Below are 16523 nucleotides of genomic sequence, written 5' to 3'. Positions count from 1 at the left end.
AGCGAAACCCATCATGCTTCCGCATGTGACGATCGATGGGGTTTCGCTGCGCTCTACCTATCCTACTTTCTACCCTCGCTTCCTCAACACCATATCCTTGGCCGCGATCAGGCCGCCGCCGGCGATCAGGATCGCGGCGATGGCGATGTTGGCGCTGGGCTTTGCAAAGCCTGCAAGGATCAGGAAGGCGGTCGACAACAGCGGCGTGGCGTAGGACGCCGCACCGAGCACGCGGATGTCGCCGCGCTTCATGCCGATGTCCCAGGCGAAGAACGCAGCTCCAACCGGGCCGATGCCCAGGCCGACGACAGCGAGCCATTGCAGCGACGTCGCCGGCCACACCGTGGTCTCGACCATCATGTGCACGAGTGCAGCGAGTACTGCGGTGGCGAGGCAAAAACCCGCCACCGCATCTGATGGCACCGCCTTGAGGCGGCGCGACATCACCGAATAGGTCGCCCAGACAAAGGCCGCGACAAAGGCGGCCGCGAATCCCGGAATCTGGCTCCGCGCGAAGCTGCCGGTATTGCCGGCGAACAGCAGCACTGTGCCGACGAGGCCCAGCAACGCGCCGACGATGTAATGGATCGCGAGCCGCTCGCCCGGCAGCAGCGAGGAGAACAGCACGATCAGGAGCGGCCAGAGATAGTTGAGCAGTCCCGCTTCAGCCGGCGGCGCGAAGCGCAGCGCCAGGAAATACAGCGCGTGATAGCCGAACAGCCCGCCGACGCCGACGACCCAGGCAACCAGCGGCTGCTTCAATGCGGCAAAGGCGGACGGGCGAAACAGGAAACTTGTGAACGCCACCGCCGCCCCGATCGCAAACGTCATGGCGGCGAGCTGGAACGCCGGGATCCGGCCGGTCGCAACAGTCATGACCGACAGCAGCGACCACATCAGGATGGCGGTCAATCCAACAAGGGTTGCGGTACGGGTCGTCATCAGCACATTTCCGGTGGCCCGGCCCAGGCGCGAAGCGCATCTTCGCGTGATGTGCCGCAATCATGCACGGGGGTCGCTTTCGGCTCACCCTTGTAAAGACGTGAATGCCCGGCACAAGGCCGGGCATCACCACTTTGTTGTCAGCGCCTGCGGCGCGACGACGCGAAGCATTTAGGCGTGATACTGGCCGCCGTTCACGGTCAGTGTCGAGCCGGTGATGAAACCGGCATCGTCGGCAGCAAGGAACACCACGGCGCGCGCGATCTCTTCAGGCTCGCCAAGCCGGGCAACCGGAATCTGCGGGATCACGTTCTTCTCGAGCACGTCCTTCGGCACCGCCTGCACCATCTCGGTGTTGATGTAGCCGGGGCAGATCACGTTCACGGTGATGCCGCCCTTCGCATTCTCCAGAGCCAACGCCTTGGTGAAGCCGATGTCGCCGGCCTTTGCCGCCGAGTAGTTGACCTGGCCGAACTGACCCTTCTGGCCATTGATCGAGGAGATCGAAATGACGCGACCGAATTTGCGGGCACGCATGCCCTCGATCACCTGGCGCGTCATGTTGAACAGCGAGCCGAGATTGGTGTTGATCACCGCGTTCCACTGCTCCACCGTCATCTTGTGGAATGCAGTGTCCTTGGTGATGCCGGCATTGTTGACGAGCACGTCGACCGGGCCAAGATCAGCCTCGACCTGCTTCACGCCCGCCGCGCAGGCGTCGAATGATGCGACGTCCCACTTGTAGACGGGAATCCCGGAATCTGCCTTGAACTTCTCCGCCGCGGCGTCGTTGCCGGCGTAGCTCGCCGCGACCTTGTAGCCAGCCGCCTTCAGCGCCTTGCTGATCGCAGCTCCGATTCCCCGGGTACCGCCCGTCACCAATGCAACACGTGCCATGTACGTCTCCTCCTTGGCCGCCTTTTGTAAACCGGAATGATGCCGGTTTTCTTGCACTCACTCGCACCGCAAAAACAAAAATGCCCGGCGCGTGGCCGGGCATTTTATTTATCAGCTCGCGCCGGGGTGGACAGATGATCTTTTCATCAACTAACCCGCCTCGCTGCCTTTTGTTCAGTCGCGTGCAACGCACATGGCGATGCCCATGCCGCCGCCGATGCAGAGCGTCGCGAGGCCCTTCTTGGCATCGCGCTTCTGCATCTCGTGCAGCAGCGTCACCAGCACGCGCGCACCTGACGCACCGATCGGATGACCGATCGCGATTGCGCCGCCGTTGACGTTGACCTTGGCGGCATCCCAACCGAGGTCCTTGTTGACCGCGCAGGCCTGCGCCGCGAACGCCTCGTTGGCCTCGATCAAATCGAGGTCGGCGACGTTCCAGCCGGCCTTCTTCAGCGCGGTGCGCGAAGCGGGGATCGGACCGGTGCCCATGATCTTGGGATCGACGCCGGCCTGACCCCAGGAGACGATGCGGGCGATCGGCTTCTTGCCCTGCCGCGCCGCTTCCTTGGCGGTCATCAGCACCACGGCGGCAGCGCCGTCATTGATCCCCGAGGCGTTGCCGGCGGTCACGGTACCGTCCTTCTCGAAGGCCGCGCGGAGCTTGCCCATCGCATCGAGGGTGGCGCCATGGCGCGGATACTCGTCGGCGTCGACCACGATATCGCCCTTGCGGCTCTTGATGGTGACAGGGACGATCTCGTCCTTGAACCGGCCGGCTTTCTGCGCCGCCTCGGCCTTGTTCTGCGAACCGACCGCGAACTCATCCTGCTGCGCGCGGGTGATCTGGTACTGCTTGGCGACGTTCTCCGCCGTGTTGCCCATGTGATAGCCGTTGAAGGCATCCCACAGACCGTCCTTGATCATGGTGTCGACCAGCTCGAGGCCGCCCATCTTGACGCCGCCGCGCAGATATTGCGCGTGGGGGGCCATGCTCATGGATTCCTGGCCACCGGCGACGACGACCGAGGAGTCGCCATTGACCAGCGCCTGGTAGCCAAGCGCGACCGAGCGCAGGCCGCTGCCGCAGAGCTGGTTGACGCCCCAGGCCGGGCTTTCCACCGGGATGCCGGCCGCGATCGAGGCCTGGCGGGCCGGATTCTGGCCCTGCGCTGCCGTGAGGATCTGGCCCATGATGACTTCCGAGACCTGACCCGGCTCGACGCCTGCACGCTCCAGGGCCGCCTTGATGGCGATTGCGCCGAGGTCATGGGCCGGCGTGGTCGCGAACGCGCCGTTGAAGCTGCCTACCGGGGTGCGGGCGGCGCTGACGATGACGACATCGTCTGACATGGACATCTCCTGTTGGTTATAGCTTGGGTTTTTTCGACGGCGGGCGGCCGGTTGGCGGGCCTGTCTCTTAGTTACTCATCCTGTAAAGCTGCGCGGGACCTGTCAATCGAACAGTGGGCCAAATTGCGCCGCGACGCACTCAAAATGACGCTCTTGGCAGTTTCCTGAGCAATCCCTATGCTTTGGGTTTAACCCTACAGCACAAAACGGTAGCCGAACCGCTTTGAAAGTGCTTTCCTTTGCTGCGATGCGTTGCATTTAGCCCTGCGGCAATGCTGCCGGGTTCCAGGTCCTTCGGTGTTGAAGTGAGAGCCCATGGCAAAATCTGAACAACCGACCACGATCAAGAAATACGCGAACCGGCGGCTCTATAATACCGGTACGAGCACGTATGTGACGCTTGAGGATCTCGCGGCGATGGTGAAGGAAGGCGAGGATTTCCTCGTCTATGACGCCAAGACCGGCGACGACATCACCCGCTCCGTCCTGGCGCAAATCATCTTCGAACAGGAAAACAAGGCCGGGCAAAACCTGCTGCCGACCACATTCCTGCGGCAGCTGATCCGCTTCTACGGCGACAGCATGCAGATGGTGGTGCCGAAATATCTCGAGCAATCGCTGGAGACGCTGACCAGGGAGCAGGAGAAGTTCCGCAAGCAGATCGCGGGCGCCCTGAGCGGCACGCCGTTTGCGCCGCTGGAAGAGCAGGTCCGCCGCAACATGGAGCTGTTCCAGCAGACCTTCTCGATGTTCAAGCCATTCGTGCCGCAGCGTGGCGGCACCGAGCCGGAGAAGGTGCCGGAGCCCGCAGCGGAGGACAACAACATCGACGACCTCCGTCGTCAGATGAGGGACATGCAGGAACGCCTCGAGCGCATGTCGCAGCCGAAGAAGGACGAGTAACGCTGCCGGTCGGCAAGGCCGACCGATCGTCGTTGCTGTCGCAATATCCTGACCACGCAGGCTCGCGCCGACGTCACGCGTCGGCGGCCTGATCGAACAGTTTCTTGCGCACGATCGCGTGCACGCCCCAATTGCCGTCGGCGACCTGCGTGACGCCGAAATCGACACCCAGCGAGATCAGCGCCAGCGCCTCATCCTCGCTAAGGTGGTAACCCTCCATCAGGAATTTGCGCGTCGCGCGGAACGCATTGCGCAGTGCGAGATCGACCGACGAACGTTGGTAGATCTCGGACTGCGCATTCCGGCCGAGCTCACGCAGATAATTGCCGTAGCTGAAGCCGTGCAGGATCCACTCATCCGCGGTTTCGAGCAGCGGATGCGCAAGTCCTTCCACATGCGGCTTGGACCCCTGCCCGTTCTTGTGCAGGACGAAGCGAAACTGGCCGGTGAGCGAAAGCTCCAGCGCGGTGCCGTTGACCTCGCCGTCACCTTGCGCGAAATGCGGATCGCCGATCGAGAACAGTGCGCCCGGTACGGCGACCGGGAGATAGAGCGTGGTGCCCTTGGTCGCCCGCCAATTGTCGACATTGCCGCCGAAATAGCCGGGCGGAATCGAATCGATGATGTCGGACTCGCGCGGCGCCACCGCCATGAAACCGAAGTGCAGCCGCGACGGAATGCGCACACCGGCGAGCACGCCGGGCCGCTTCTCGATGCTTGTGTGATCGACCGGCACGCCGGGATAATCCATGGTGTCGTGACGCACGCCGAACGGATCGGTCTGCGGCGTCCAGCGATAGGAATAGACCGCACGCGCCCACTCGGCGCGCGCATCGGTCTCGAAGATGGTGATGGTCTCGCGCTTCGCCGGCGGATCGATCAGGTCGTTGTACTGAAAACCCCACCAGGCAGCGGCGTTGCTGCCGAATGACTTGCCGGCGAAGGCCGGATTGGCGCAGGGCCGCGGCCAGATATCGAGGATCTGCACCTCGAGCACATCGCCCGGCTCCGCGCCACGGACATAGACCGGGCCGGTGCAAATGTGCACGCCGAACCCCTCGCCGGCGCCGCGGCCGAAGATCGAGCCGTCCATCGGACCGGCGCCGCGCCGCTCGACCGCTTTTCCCTCGGCGGTCCAGCGGAACACGCTCTCGGCCCCCGGATCGCCCTTGATCATGCGTTCGTAATCGTCGAACGCGTGCTGGGTCAGTGTCTCGATGGTCACCACTGCGCCGGGCTCCACGCACATCACCGGCGGGATTGCGCGGCTGAGATAGCCCCAATGGGTGGTCTCTTTCGAAACCTCGAGATGATGCGATGAGACTCGCATTTCCGGCGGCGCTGTCGCCGGCTCGGTCAGTGCATTCGATTCGCTCGGCGCTGCGACGTCCCGCAGCACGGGACCCGGCGCGAGCCGCAGCACCGTCGCGGTGCTGCGCGCCAGCCGCGGCCGGCCCCGCGTGCGTTCGGTTTCCGGATCGCGCGGCACCGCCTTGCGAAACTCGCGCGGCGAGGTGCCGTAGGTTGCGCTGAACATGCGGCTGAAATGGGCCTGGTCGGTAAATCCCCAACGGTAGCTGATCTCGGCGATGCGCTGGTCGGCATAGTTCGGGTCAATCAGATCGTTGCAGCAACGCTCCAGCCGCCGCTCGCGCACATAGGCCGAGAACGTCGTGCTCTGGCGTTCAAACAGCCGCTGCAGATAGCGCTGCGAGAGGCCCTCCTGGCGCGCGATGTCGGCGATCGCCAGATTGGGATTGCCGAGCTGCGCCTCGATCGCGGCATCGACCCGCCGCAAATGCCCGGCCTGAACCTGCGTCATGGCCTCGGCATCGAGCCGTGTTTCGCCCAGCACCGCACCGGCGACGAGCTCGGTGACCGCGACTTCGGTGGTGGCGAGATCGGCCTTGTCCAGAATCGAAAAGTTCCCGGCCAGTGTCCGCATCACCGGGCGCACGGCCGCGGCGGCAATCGTCGCTCCAAGCACGATCGGAAGCCGCAGCCGGTTGTGCCCGAGCCGGCCGAGCAGCCGTTCGCGCGGCAGCTCGAGCAGCAGGATCTCGAAATCCTCGCGCAACGTCATGCACCACGCCGACTGCAGGTCGCACACCGACACGTCGTTGTCGGCGAGCTCGCAACTGCGCTGGCCGGTCGCGATGCTGCCGCGTCCGTAACCATGGAAGATGATGGCGACCCGGGCGGGTGCCGCCGGTGACGCCGGATGGCCGTTGCAGACGATCTGCTGCGCGCTCGAACGCAGCAGCGCCAACTGCGCGCCGGTCGATGAGCGCTTCGCGGTCAGTTCGCCAAACTGGAACGGCCCGGTTTCCGGCAATCTGCAGTCAAGCAACAGCCCGGCCAGCGCCTCGCGCCAAACCTCCCGCTGGTTTTGCCGCGGGATCGCATCGATCGAAATCCGATAGGTCGTGGCGACCATCACCCCTCCAGGCCGTCGCACCGCGGTCTTCAAGTCACATGGCCGTGAAAGCAGCGTGCACCGATTGCAGTGAGGCGGCAAGCGTGTTGCAGCAGCACACAATGCCCAGCATTCGTGCAAGACGCCGCGACGATCTCCGGCTGACGATGGGCCGCCCGCAAACGGACGCTGCCGGATTTGCGCGAATACGCCCAAAATCTTGACCACGGCGGCCGTACTGCGATGCCAACCCAGCTATCGCCAGCGCTTTGCGCTGCACGCCACAGCGCGTTGTGCGCAGCAATGAAAGCATGCTGCCGGCAAATTATTGGGCGCGCGTGGTCATGTCGAAGCCGCGCCGTGCGCGGCAGTCTCGCAAGCACTCATCGAACCGCAGGAGAGCGAGATGTGTGCTGGCGACGATAAGAACTGCCCGGACTTCGAACTGCATCATCGACAATTCAAGGACACGCTCGACCGGGAACGCCGTTCGTTCCTGCGCTCGAGCTTTGCGGCGGCCGGTGGCGCCGCCGCAATGACTGCCGGCGGCATCTCGCTGGTAACGCCGAAGATGGCGGCCGCGGCGGAGAAGCATCAGCCTGCGCAGCGCTCCTATCACCACCTGCCGGCGAATGCCGACACCGTGCATTGGGGCTATTTCAGCAAGACGCTAAAGCCTCAGGTCGAGATCGATTCCGGCGACTTCATCACGATCGAGGCGCTGACGCACCATGCCAATGACGATGCCGAGCGCATGGTCAAGGGCGACCCCGGCGTCGAGAGCGTGTACCTCTGGACCAAGGACAAGAAGGGCGTCAACCGGCGCGGCGCCGGCCCGATGGATGCTTCGCTCTTCGGGCGTGGCGCCGGCGAAGGTCTCGGCGTGCACATCTGCACCGGGCCGGTGTTCGTGCGCGGTGCCGAGCAAGGCGACGTACTCGAAGTGCGCATCATCGACGTGGCGCCGCGGCCCAGCGCCAACCCGAAATATGCAGGCAAGGCATTCGGCAGCAACGCCGCCGCATCATGGGGCTTCCACTACAAGGACCTGCTCACCGAACCGAAGCCGCGCGAAGTCGTCACCATCTACGAGGTCGACGCCACCGGCGAACGCAATTGGGCGCGGGCCGTCTATAATTTCACCTGGACGCCGCAGACCGATCCGTTCGGCGTGGTGCACAAGACCATCGACTATCCCGGCGTTCCCGTCGATCATTCGACGGTCAAGGAGAACCACGGCATCCTGAAGAACGTGCGCATCCCGGTGCGTCCGCATTTCGGCGTGATCGGCCTTGCGCCCAAGGAGGCCGACTTCGTTGATTCCATCCCGCCGAGCTACACCGGCGGCAACATCGACAACTGGCGCATCGGCAAGGGTGCGACGATGTACTACCCCGTCGCGGTCGAAGGCGGCCTGTTGTCGGTCGGCGACTCCCACGCCTCGCAAGGCGATTCCGAATTGTGCGGCACCGCGATCGAATGCTCGCTCAACGGGACCTTCCAGATCATTCTGCACAAGAAGGCCGACCTCGCAGGCACCGCGCTCGAGTCACTCGACTACCCGATGCTCGAGACCCAGGACGAATGGCTGGTGCACGGCTTCAGCTACGCCAACTATCTCGGCGAGCTGGGGTCCAGCGCGCAGACCGACATCTACAAGAAGTCGTCGGTCGACCTCGCATTGCGCGATGCCTTCCGCAAAATGCGCCGATTCCTGATGACGACGAAGAAGCTGACCGAGGACGAGGCGATCTCCCTGATCTCGCTCGGCGTCGACTTCGGCGTGACCCAGGTGGTCGACGGCAATTGGGGCGTCCATGCCGTGATCCGCAAGGACGTCTTCGCCGGCGGCGATAGCTGACGAACGGGCGACGTGAGCGCGACGAGATCAGCTTGGAGCTTCGTCGCGCTTCAGCTCGCAGCGGGCACGGCCTTCTCGGCGTTCGCGCTCCACGGCCGCTCGGGCGAGGCGAGGCCGATCAGGCGGCCCTGGATGAAATCGCAGCCCCACTCGCGCAGCATCACGGCGGCCTCTTCGTCCTGCACCCATTCGGCGACGGTCTTGATCCCGAGCCGCCGCGCGAGATCGATCAGCGTCTGCACGAAGGCACGGTCGTCGGCCGAGTGCACGATGTTCTGCACGAAGGCGCCGTCGATCTTCACGATATCGACGCCGAGCTTGCGCAGGTTGCGGAACGAGGTGTAGCCCGCGCCGAAATCGTCGATCGCGATGCGGCTACCGAAATTCTTCAGCCGGGTGACGAAGCCCCGGACGTCATCGATATCCTGGATCGCGACCGTCTCGGTGATCTCGACGATCAGCCGCTCGCCGACGCCGGGATGCGCGCGCATCAGCGATTCGATCGTGGTCCACCAGTCCGGATCCATCGTGGTATCCGGCGAGATGTTGAGGCTGAGCTGAACGCCGGGCGCGGCGGCAAGCTCGGAGATCGCAAGCTCCAGCACACGGTGATCGACCAGCCGGATCAAACCGAGCCGCTCGGCGACCGGCACGATATCAGGCGCGAGCAGCGCACGGCCGTCATCCTGCTCCATCCGAACCAGGCATTCGTAAAATGAGGGTTGGCGCGAGCGCGCATCGACGACGGGCTCGAAGCCGATCACGATTCGCCGCTCGTTCAGCGCGGTGACGATCTCGTCGGTGACTCGGATGTTGACGCGGCGCTGGGCGTCGCGCTCGACATTCGGCTTCCACAACGCGAACGACCCGGCGCGGCGGCTCTTGGCGGCGTCCAGCGTCTCCTGGGCGCGATTGACCGCCTCCTCCGCCGACCTCGCATGGCGCGGGATGGTGACGGCGCCGATCGAGGCCGTCACCGACACCGGGCCGGATCGGGTCGGCACCACCTCGTCGCGGACCGCGGCCAGGAATCGTTCGGTCGCGACGTTGGTGTCGTCGACCGTGCAATTGCGCAGGATCAGGCCGAATTTGTTGCCGGAGAAACGGCCGAGCATGTCGCCGCTGCGCAGCCGTGCACGAATCCGCTTCGCGACCTCGGCGATGACGGCGTCCGCGACGTCGAAGCCGAAGGCGTCGTTGACCCGCGCCAGATGATCGATGCCGATCAGCATGAAGGCGCAGGAGGTGCGGAAGCGCGTGCACTCCTCGATCGTCTCCGCAAGCGAGGCGATCAGATGGGTGCGGTTGAGTTCATTGGTCAGCGGATCGTGCCGCGACAGCTTCAGAAGCTGCTCGTCGCGGGCGTGGCGTTCGTTGTTGACGCGAACGATTCCCTGCGCGCGCACCGGCCTGCCGTCGGCACCGGCAAACCAGCAACCGGTTTCCTCGACCCAGATCACGGGCGCGGAGGTGACGGCGCGCACGCCATACTCGATCCGGTAGGAAACCACCTCACCGCTCTGCGCCGGCGCGGCCTGGCCGAGCGCGTCGCGGCGCACGGTGCGCGACGGCTCGATCAGCTTCGCAAGCTCCACGCCGCTGGCAAGCGCCGCCGCGGGGATGTCGGGAAAGACCGCCGCGACGTTGTCGCTCCAGGCGATCGCATCGGTCGCGAGATCCCAGGCGAATGTCGCCTGGCCGAGCGAGGCGAGGATGCTGGCAGCTGGCGGGACAGAGGGCATCAGGCTTGCCTCAATTCGGAACAGCACTCGCTGATTCTACGTCTCAAACATAGTGGTTCCGGCGAATCCAACGCTAGGTGAAGTTGATAAATAATCCGGAAACCACATTTGGCGATGCCCGGGAACGGATCGGCCGCGATCGGCATGACCCTTGCCGTAAGGAGATTATTGAGGGACGCAGTGTCCCAAAATGCAACGATTCAGCGGGATGCCGTTGGCAATTTTCGATATCGATCAACCGGAAGTCCAGGACGGCGAGGCCACAAGCGACCGCAAGGCCGAATGCCGGGCGCTGGTGCCGCTTGCCGCGACGACCTATTGGGCGCCGAAGATCCCGCTCGTCAATGCCGACCCCTCTTTCATCACCCAACTGATCGCGACCGCCGAGCACGAACCGCAAACGCGCGTGCTGCGGCGAGGATCACTGGCCGATGCGCAGACCGCCTACGGTCCGCACCTCAACGAGCGCCGCAGCGTCGCGCGGCGGACCCGGCAGATCATCTAGGGATTAACGTCAGGTCTTCGGCGTATCCGACGGCGGATGGCTGCCCGGCTGCAAATCCGGAGAGGCAACAGCGGGCTTTGGCGCGGCCTGGTCGAGCAGCACGGATTCCGCCACCGATGCCGCCGGCGGAACCGGCGCGGCCGGCGTTGGCGCGGCGGGTGCAGATGTTGCTGGCGCATTTGCAGCGGGGGCCGGCGCAACGGCAGGCGGTGCTGCAGCAGCGGGCGCCGGCGCGGCGGGCTGGGGTTGCGGCGTCTCCCTAGCCGCGGGCTCATCATACCGGTTCACGCGGGCGCTCTGCGTCGCCAGCACGGCCACGGCGCGGCGGCGGGTGCGCAGCGCAATTCCCGAGATGAAATCGACCAGCGCAAGCAGCGCGAGCAGGAAATAGGTCGAGGTGCCGAATTTCGGCCAGAGCACGAATTCTGCAGCCGCGGCGCCGAACACGATCAGCGACAGCAGATGATCGGTGAGATATTTCGCGCCGGGACGCGCGCCCTTGATGACCTCGAGCAGCAACAGCAGCACGCCGGCGGCGAGCAACATGTCGCTCAGCGTGATCTGCCAGACTTCGCCCGACATCAATGTCAGCTTGATCAGCGGATCCGTGAAGGACACGCCGGGCATCAGGAAGGCGATGATGTTGTAGACGGCGAGCGGAATGAGGAGCAGCGGGAAACCGACCATCGGGGCTTGCGCCTTATTCAGGGAGAATCATGCAATGCGGCGATGCCTTGGCTTCGCCGCAGACGCGCCCGTCTTGACCGCACTCGTTGGCCGAATTCAGGCGCAGCATCGCTTCGTTAGCGGCGCACGCCGAAGGTCCGATCAGGACTCTTTCTTGGCCTTCAGGACCTGGCGGCCCTTATACATGCCGGTCTTCAGGTCGAGATGGTGCGGACGGCGCAGTTCACCGGAGTCCTTGTCCTCGACATAGGTCGGGGTCTTGATCGCATCGGCCGAACGGCGCATGCCACGGCGCGACGGCGAGGTTTTTCTTCTGGGAACGGCCATGACGGTGTCCTCTAGGGGTGTTGCGGAGGCATCGTCCGAAATGGGGACGAGCGCACAGCGCTTCAAAGCGCCAGCTGCGATGCCGGTAAGGCCGCGCTTATAGAGGAAGGGCCAACGTAAATCTAGGGTCCCGAGGAGCAAAATGCGCCTGAAATCAGCTCAGGATCCGCGATTTTCACGCCAGCAGCGGCTGACGTGGTTGGCCCGGGCCATGTAGGTGCCGGACAGCCGGCGCACCCCCGGACCCGGGTTCCGCGCGCTCCGTTTGACCGGATTCGGCAGGATCGCCGCCAAGAGCGCCGCTTCCCGCGGTGACAGCGCTGCGGCGGACCGCCCGAAGGCATATTGGGCCCCGGCTTCGGCCCCGAACTGCCCGGACGGGCCCATTTCGGCGATGTTGAGGTAGATCTCCAGGATCCGCTGCTTGGGCAGAACGAAATCGATCCAGAGCGCCAGCGGCAATTCCAAGCCCTTGCGGATCATGCTGCGCCCGGACCAGAGGAACAGGTTCTTGGCGACCTGCTGGGTGATGGTCGATCCGCCGCGCGCCGCCTCGCCGTCCTCGGCGTCGTCGATCACCTCGCGCAGTGCCCCCCAATCGACCCCGCGATGGGTGCAGAAATGGGCGTCTTCGGAGCCGACCACGGACCGCGGTAGATAAGGCGAAATCGTACCGAAATCGATCCAATGCCGGGTGACCGGGGCGCCCTTCAGAGTCCGCCACGCCATCAGCGCCGAGACCGGGTGGCCGGTGCGGTAGAACGGCGTCACCAGATATGGCAGCAACAGCAGGGCCAGCAAAAGCAGCAATAAAATTCGGACGATGCGCAAAACGGAGGTTCCGGCTCGGACGGGGCCCGCACCCGCCAGAACATGGCCGGCGCAACCTGACGTCTGTGTGATAATTCACGGTTTTTCCAGCACTTTTAAGGCGCATTCCGTCGCAGGGTGGAATTGACGAAGCCGGTGCCATCAACGATTGTCCGGCCGAAAATCGATCTGGAGCAATTCTTAATGACGACCGGTACTGCAGAGTTTACCAAGCGGCTGGACCAGACCGCGGAGGATACCGAAGCCCTGCTCGCGAAATTGCTGTCCGACGCGACCGAATCGGACGAGATCGTGCGCCCGAAGCGCCTGATCGAAGCGATGCGCTATTCCAGCCTCGGCGGTGGCAAGCGGCTCCGCCCGTTCCTGGTGGTCGAGAGCGCGGCCGTGTTCGGCGTGCCCAGGGAATCCGCCCTGATGGCTGGCGCTGCGCTCGAATGCATCCATTGCTATTCGCTGATCCACGACGATCTGCCGGCGATGGACAATTCCGACCTGCGCCGTGGCCGCCCCACCCTGCACAAGGCCTATGATGACGCCACCGCGATCCTCGCCGGCGACGCGCTGCTGACGATTGCCTTCGACATCATCACCCGCGACGCTGTCCACAAGGACGCCAATGTCCGCCTGCTGCTGACCCGCGCGCTGGCGCGCGCCTCCGGCGTCGGCGGCATGGCCGGCGGCCAGATCCTCGACCTCGCCGGCGAAGGCCGCTTCGGCGATCGCGAGCCGGTCGACGTCGCCCGCCTGCAGCAGATGAAGACCGGCGCGCTGCTGCGCTTCGGTTGCATCGCCGGCGCCATCCTCGGCCAATCCTCGCAGAAGGAGTACCAGGCGCTCGACGATTACGGCAAGGCGCTGGGCGAGGCCTTCCAGATCGCCGACGATTTGCTCGACGTCGAAGGCGACGCGGCGGCGCTCGGCAAGCCGGCCGGCGCGGATGCGGCGCTCGGCAAGACCACCTTCGTCACCCAGCTCGGCATCGACGGCGCGAAACAGCGCGTGCGCGACCTGCTCGCGCGTGCCGACGCCGCGCTATCGATCTTCGGCGTGCGGGGCGACGTGCTGCGGGCGACCTCGCGCTTCGTCGCCGAGCGCAAGAACTAGCCGGATGCGACGCGCGAAATGAGCAGGGAGTTCGAAGCGCGCCTTGTTCGTTTCCGCAAGCTGCCGATGCCGGTCCGCGTGATCGTGGGCCGGCCGCGCACGTTCGTCTCGATCCTGTTCGGCATCCTGGTGGCGCTGCTGGCGCCGGGATCGGCGCACACCGTGACGCGCCTGCTCGCCGGCTGGGACGCCTTTGCCGCACTCTATCTCGTGCTCGCTTATGTGATGATGCTGCGCTGTGATATCGGCCACATCAAGCGCAATGCGATCGTGCAGGACGACGGGCGCTTCCTGATCCTGCTGCTGACGGCCCTTGGCGCGTTCGCCAGTCTGGCCGCCATCGTCTCCGAACTCGGCGCGGCGAAGGACAATCCAACGGCTCTGGCCATTGCAGTCGTTACTATCGCCCTGTCATGGACGGTGGTTCACACCGCATTCTCGCTGCATTACGCCCATGACTTCTATCGCGGCAAGACGCCCGGCGGCCTGCAGTTTCCAAGCGGCGACGAGCGTGCCGACGCCGACTATTGGGACTTCGTCTACTTCTCGTTCGTGATCGGCATGACCGCGCAGGTCTCCGATGTCGGCATCACCGACAAGATCATTCGCCGCACCGCGACCGTGCACGGCATCATCTCATTCGTGTTCAACACAGCGCTGCTGGCGTTGATGGTGAACATCGCAGCGAGCGTGATCTAGCCTCCAGCCTCTCCTGAAGGCGTCGCGCTAAAGTCTGATGAGATTAGGTTGAGCTGGAACGCCGTCGAAAGTTCACCTCTCCCTTGGGAGAGGTCGATTTGCGTAGCAAATCGGGTGAGGGGTTACGGTCTATCGAGAGAGCAAGAGCCCTCACCCGGCTTGCACTGGACGATGCTTCGCATCGCCAGCCGCAATCCGACCTCTCCCCAACGGGGAGAGGTGAACCGAGACCGCCAAGCCGATTCAACCAAAACTCATCCCGCCTTAGTTGCAGACCTCGACATTGCCGACGCCGAGACCGGGGCCGCCACCGCCGCGGTATTCGAGGTGACAGCCATGCCTGACCGGGCGGCACAGATAGGCATCGCACATGATCTGGCCACTGCCGCTCTCCGCCCTCGCACGGCCCTGCGGGCGCGGGTTGGCGGCTGATGGGATCGACGGTTCGCGCTCCGGACGGAACGCGCGTTCACGCTCGCGCCGCGACGGCCGGTCATCCGTATCGCGCTTGGCAACCGGCCTCTTCTCACGCCGCTTCTCGCATTCATTGTCGTCGTTGAGGAACGAGCCTTCGGCGCACACGATCCTGCTGCAGCGGTCACCATCGGCCCTGAAGCCGTGCTCGCAGACCAGCGGGCAGACCCGGGACGGCTTCAGCTTGATCGCATCGAGCGTATCGACACTCGCGGTCTTGATGTCGAGCTTGGTGCCGGCATAGCGGTTGAACAGTGTCAGCGAGCGCTGCGAGGCCGCGTTCCAATCGCCATCGACCGCGCCGGCCAGGCAGCCGACGCGGCGCAATTCGGTCTGCACCGATTTGGTGACGTCGGCCTGTGGTGATCCCGTGGTCAGCGCAGCCACGGTCGTGGTCTTTTCATCGGACACGGGCGCAGCCGGCGGCGCAGGCGCGGCCGGCGCCGTTTCCGCGGCGAGCCGCTTCTGCTCGGCGGCGGCGGCCTGATCCTGGGCGAGTTGCTTGGCCTGTTCCGCCGCGAGGCGCGCCTGCTCGGCCGCCTTGGCATCCGCCTCGGCCTTTGCCTGCTGCGCTGTCTGCGCGCCCTCGGCGACCAGCCGCGCGCGCTCCTGCTCGGCAAGCCGCGCCTTCTCGGTGGCGGCGACGCGCGTCTCTTCGGCCGCGAACTTCTCGAGCTGCAACCTGGCGAGGTTTGCGTAGTAGCCGCTGGGATACTGAGCGAGGAAGGCGTTCATCGCGCTCTTGTTGCCGATCTGCAGCGCAAGCTCATAGTCGCGGCGCACATCGGACTGCGCTGGGGGCACCGGCGCAGCAGCTGCGGCGACGGCGGGAGCAGGCTTTGGCGGCGCCGGCACCAGCGGGACATCCTCGCCGCCGAGCGNGAGCCGTAGACGAACGGCTCCTGCCGGTTGTTGGTCGTCTTCAGCACATCATCGCGGACATAGCCGAAGGCACGGCGGACATCGAGCCCCGGCATCGGCAGGTATTTCGACAATGCGGTCGTGAACGGGCTGTTCTTGCCATCGCCGTCGGCCGCGGTTGAGCCGGCCTTCGCGGAATAGGCAATCAACACGTTCGGGCTGGTCGGCTCGACCTTGGCAAGGCCTTGCCCGATCGCTCGCGTCGCCAGCGTCCTCTTCATGCTCTTGGCGAACGGATTGTCGCGACACGCATCCAGAATCACGAGCCGCAGTTTCCTGACCGGTTCGATCGCGACCAGGACGCGGTCGAGCGACAGCCCCTCATCGTAGACATCCGTATCGCGCTCGAGCCTGGCATCGACCGGGACCAGATAGTTGGCACCATCCACCTCGATACCGTGGCCGGCATAGTAGACCACCGCGATATCGGCATTGCGGGCGCGATCGGCGAACTCGCGCAGCGCGCGCCGGGTCTCGGCGGCCGGCAGGTCACGGCGGAAATCCACATAGTCGAAACCGGCACTCTTCAGCATCGCGGCCATCGCCCCGGCATCGTTGACCGGGTTCGCCAGCCGCGGGGCGTTTTGGTAGGCCGAATTGCCGAGCACCAGCGCCACCCGCTTCTCGGCGAAGGCCGGCTGGCAGACGAGAAGCAGCAAGGCCGCGACGGCCAGAACCAATCGATTCAATTTGAGCAGCCCAGGCCCATGCATGGCGACACTTCCAGGACTTCGTGTTCAGGACTTGGTATTTCCAACACCGATCCGGCTATCAGAAGCGCGTGTCGTCTTTGGTGAGGTACCTCACGATCCGCACCCGAGCCGGACGGTGCCGCCTTAAGTGTTAGTCGATGAAATCGAC

General features: G+C 64.8%; 14 protein-coding genes and 1 pseudogene. 5 read left to right on the top strand and 10 right to left on the bottom strand.

What is annotated here, in order from left to right; translation table 11 throughout:
- Positions 1-69: 69 nt before the first annotated feature.
- The 3 genes from yddG to AS156_RS22850 all read right to left on the bottom strand — a co-directional run bounded on the left by yddG (position 70) and on the right by AS156_RS22850 (position 3192).
- Positions 70-942, bottom strand: a complete 873-nt coding sequence (gene yddG / locus AS156_RS22860) for an aromatic amino acid exporter YddG (RefSeq protein ID WP_066508925.1) — start codon at positions 940-942, stop codon at positions 70-72.
- 171 nt (positions 943-1113) lie between these two features.
- Positions 1114-1839, bottom strand: coding sequence for an acetoacetyl-CoA reductase (gene phbB, locus AS156_RS22855; protein WP_066508921.1), 726 nt, complete (start codon positions 1837-1839; stop codon positions 1114-1116).
- Positions 1840-2013: 174 nt separating this feature from the next.
- Complete coding sequence (locus AS156_RS22850) at positions 2014-3192, bottom strand: acetyl-CoA C-acetyltransferase (protein WP_066508919.1); 1179 nt, start codon at positions 3190-3192, stop codon at positions 2014-2016.
- A gap of 315 nt (positions 3193-3507) precedes the next feature.
- On the opposite strand from AS156_RS22850, the gene phaR reads away from it, so the two are divergent.
- A complete protein-coding gene (gene phaR / locus AS156_RS22845; protein ID WP_066508917.1) occupies positions 3508-4095 on the top strand; it encodes a polyhydroxyalkanoate synthesis repressor PhaR in 588 nt (195 codons plus the stop codon).
- Between the two features lie 73 nt (positions 4096-4168).
- Here the strand turns inward: phaR and AS156_RS22840 are convergent, their stop codons facing one another.
- Positions 4169-6532, bottom strand: coding sequence for an acetamidase/formamidase family protein (locus tag AS156_RS22840; protein ID WP_066508915.1), 2364 nt, complete (start codon positions 6530-6532; stop codon positions 4169-4171).
- 385 nt (positions 6533-6917) lie between these two features.
- Between AS156_RS22840 and AS156_RS22835 the strand changes: the two genes are divergently transcribed.
- Complete coding sequence (locus AS156_RS22835; protein ID WP_066509076.1) at positions 6918-8372, top strand: acetamidase/formamidase family protein; 1455 nt, start codon at positions 6918-6920, stop codon at positions 8370-8372.
- Positions 8373-8422: 50 nt separating this feature from the next.
- Here AS156_RS22835 and AS156_RS22830 read toward each other — a convergent pair whose 3' ends face one another.
- The gene (locus AS156_RS22830) at positions 8423-10114 is read right to left on the bottom strand and encodes a putative bifunctional diguanylate cyclase/phosphodiesterase (RefSeq protein WP_066508914.1); all 1692 of its coding nucleotides are present in this window, start codon (positions 10112-10114) and stop codon (positions 8423-8425) included.
- Positions 10115-10322: 208 nt separating this feature from the next.
- Here AS156_RS22830 and AS156_RS22825 point away from each other — a divergent pair, with 208 nt between their 5' ends.
- A complete protein-coding gene (locus AS156_RS22825; RefSeq protein WP_066509075.1) occupies positions 10323-10619 on the top strand; it encodes a hypothetical protein in 297 nt (98 codons plus the stop codon).
- Positions 10620-10628: 9 nt separating this feature from the next.
- Here the strand turns inward: AS156_RS22825 and AS156_RS22820 are convergent, their stop codons facing one another.
- The 3 genes from AS156_RS22820 to mtgA all read right to left on the bottom strand — a co-directional run bounded on the left by AS156_RS22820 (position 10629) and on the right by mtgA (position 12464).
- Entirely contained in the window at positions 10629-11306 is a 678-nt protein-coding gene (locus AS156_RS22820) for a hypothetical protein (protein ID WP_066508911.1), read from the bottom strand.
- A gap of 141 nt (positions 11307-11447) precedes the next feature.
- Positions 11448-11633: a 50S ribosomal protein L32 gene (gene rpmF, locus AS156_RS22815; RefSeq protein ID WP_021077536.1), complete on the bottom strand. Its 186-nt coding sequence runs from the start codon at positions 11631-11633 to the stop codon at positions 11448-11450.
- 159 nt (positions 11634-11792) lie between these two features.
- Positions 11793-12464 (bottom strand): monofunctional biosynthetic peptidoglycan transglycosylase, encoded by a 672-nt coding sequence (gene mtgA / locus AS156_RS22810; RefSeq protein ID WP_066508910.1) that lies wholly within the window; start codon positions 12462-12464, stop codon positions 11793-11795.
- 183 nt (positions 12465-12647) lie between these two features.
- On the opposite strand from mtgA, the gene AS156_RS22805 reads away from it, so the two are divergent.
- Both AS156_RS22805 and AS156_RS22800 read left to right on the top strand, forming a co-directional pair.
- Entirely contained in the window at positions 12648-13568 is a 921-nt protein-coding gene (locus AS156_RS22805; RefSeq protein WP_066508909.1) for a polyprenyl synthetase family protein, read from the top strand.
- A gap of 18 nt (positions 13569-13586) precedes the next feature.
- Complete coding sequence (locus tag AS156_RS22800; RefSeq protein WP_066508908.1) at positions 13587-14267, top strand: DUF1345 domain-containing protein; 681 nt, start codon at positions 13587-13589, stop codon at positions 14265-14267.
- A gap of 264 nt (positions 14268-14531) precedes the next feature.
- On the opposite strand, the pseudogene AS156_RS44800 reads toward AS156_RS22800, so the two are convergent.
- Positions 14532-15622, bottom strand: a pseudogene (locus AS156_RS44800) (caspase family protein); the annotation flags it as partial.
- Between the two features lies 1 nt (position 15623).
- The coding region (locus AS156_RS44795; protein WP_245313017.1) for a caspase family protein at positions 15624-16375 on the bottom strand (752 nt) is incomplete at its 3' end.
- Between the last annotated feature and the right edge of the window lie 148 nt (positions 16376-16523).

Origin of the sequence: Bradyrhizobium macuxiense (genome assembly GCF_001542415.1) — a bacterium.
Lineage (GTDB): Bacteria > Pseudomonadota > Alphaproteobacteria > Rhizobiales > Xanthobacteraceae > Bradyrhizobium > Bradyrhizobium macuxiense.
Note: the sequence above shows the minus strand (reverse complement) of the source record. Positions and strands in the feature narration are given on the sequence as shown.

Excerpts from the sequence above, each read along its gene's own strand:
- yddG (WP_066508925.1), bottom strand. The coding sequence starts at position 942 with ATGACGACCCGTACCGCAACCCTTGTTGGATTGACCGCCATCCTGATG.
- phbB (WP_066508921.1), bottom strand. The coding sequence starts at position 1,839 with ATGGCACGTGTTGCATTGGTGACGGGCGGTACCCGGGGAATCGGAGCT.
- AS156_RS22850 (WP_066508919.1), bottom strand. The coding sequence starts at position 3,192 with ATGTCAGACGATGTCGTCATCGTCAGCGCCGCCCGCACCCCGGTAGGC.
- phaR (WP_066508917.1), top strand. The coding sequence starts at position 3,508 with ATGGCAAAATCTGAACAACCGACCACGATCAAGAAATACGCGAACCGG.
- AS156_RS22840 (WP_066508915.1), bottom strand. The coding sequence starts at position 6,532 with ATGGTCGCCACGACCTATCGGATTTCGATCGATGCGATCCCGCGGCAA.
- AS156_RS22835 (WP_066509076.1), top strand. The coding sequence starts at position 6,918 with ATGTGTGCTGGCGACGATAAGAACTGCCCGGACTTCGAACTGCATCAT.
- AS156_RS22830 (WP_066508914.1), bottom strand. The coding sequence starts at position 10,114 with ATGCCCTCTGTCCCGCCAGCTGCCAGCATCCTCGCCTCGCTCGGCCAG.
- AS156_RS22825 (WP_066509075.1), top strand. The coding sequence starts at position 10,323 with ATGCCGTTGGCAATTTTCGATATCGATCAACCGGAAGTCCAGGACGGC.
- AS156_RS22820 (WP_066508911.1), bottom strand. The coding sequence starts at position 11,306 with ATGGTCGGTTTCCCGCTGCTCCTCATTCCGCTCGCCGTCTACAACATC.
- rpmF (WP_021077536.1), bottom strand. The coding sequence starts at position 11,633 with ATGGCCGTTCCCAGAAGAAAAACCTCGCCGTCGCGCCGTGGCATGCGC.
- AS156_RS22805 (WP_066508909.1), top strand. The coding sequence starts at position 12,648 with ATGACGACCGGTACTGCAGAGTTTACCAAGCGGCTGGACCAGACCGCG.
- AS156_RS22800 (WP_066508908.1), top strand. The coding sequence starts at position 13,587 with ATGAGCAGGGAGTTCGAAGCGCGCCTTGTTCGTTTCCGCAAGCTGCCG.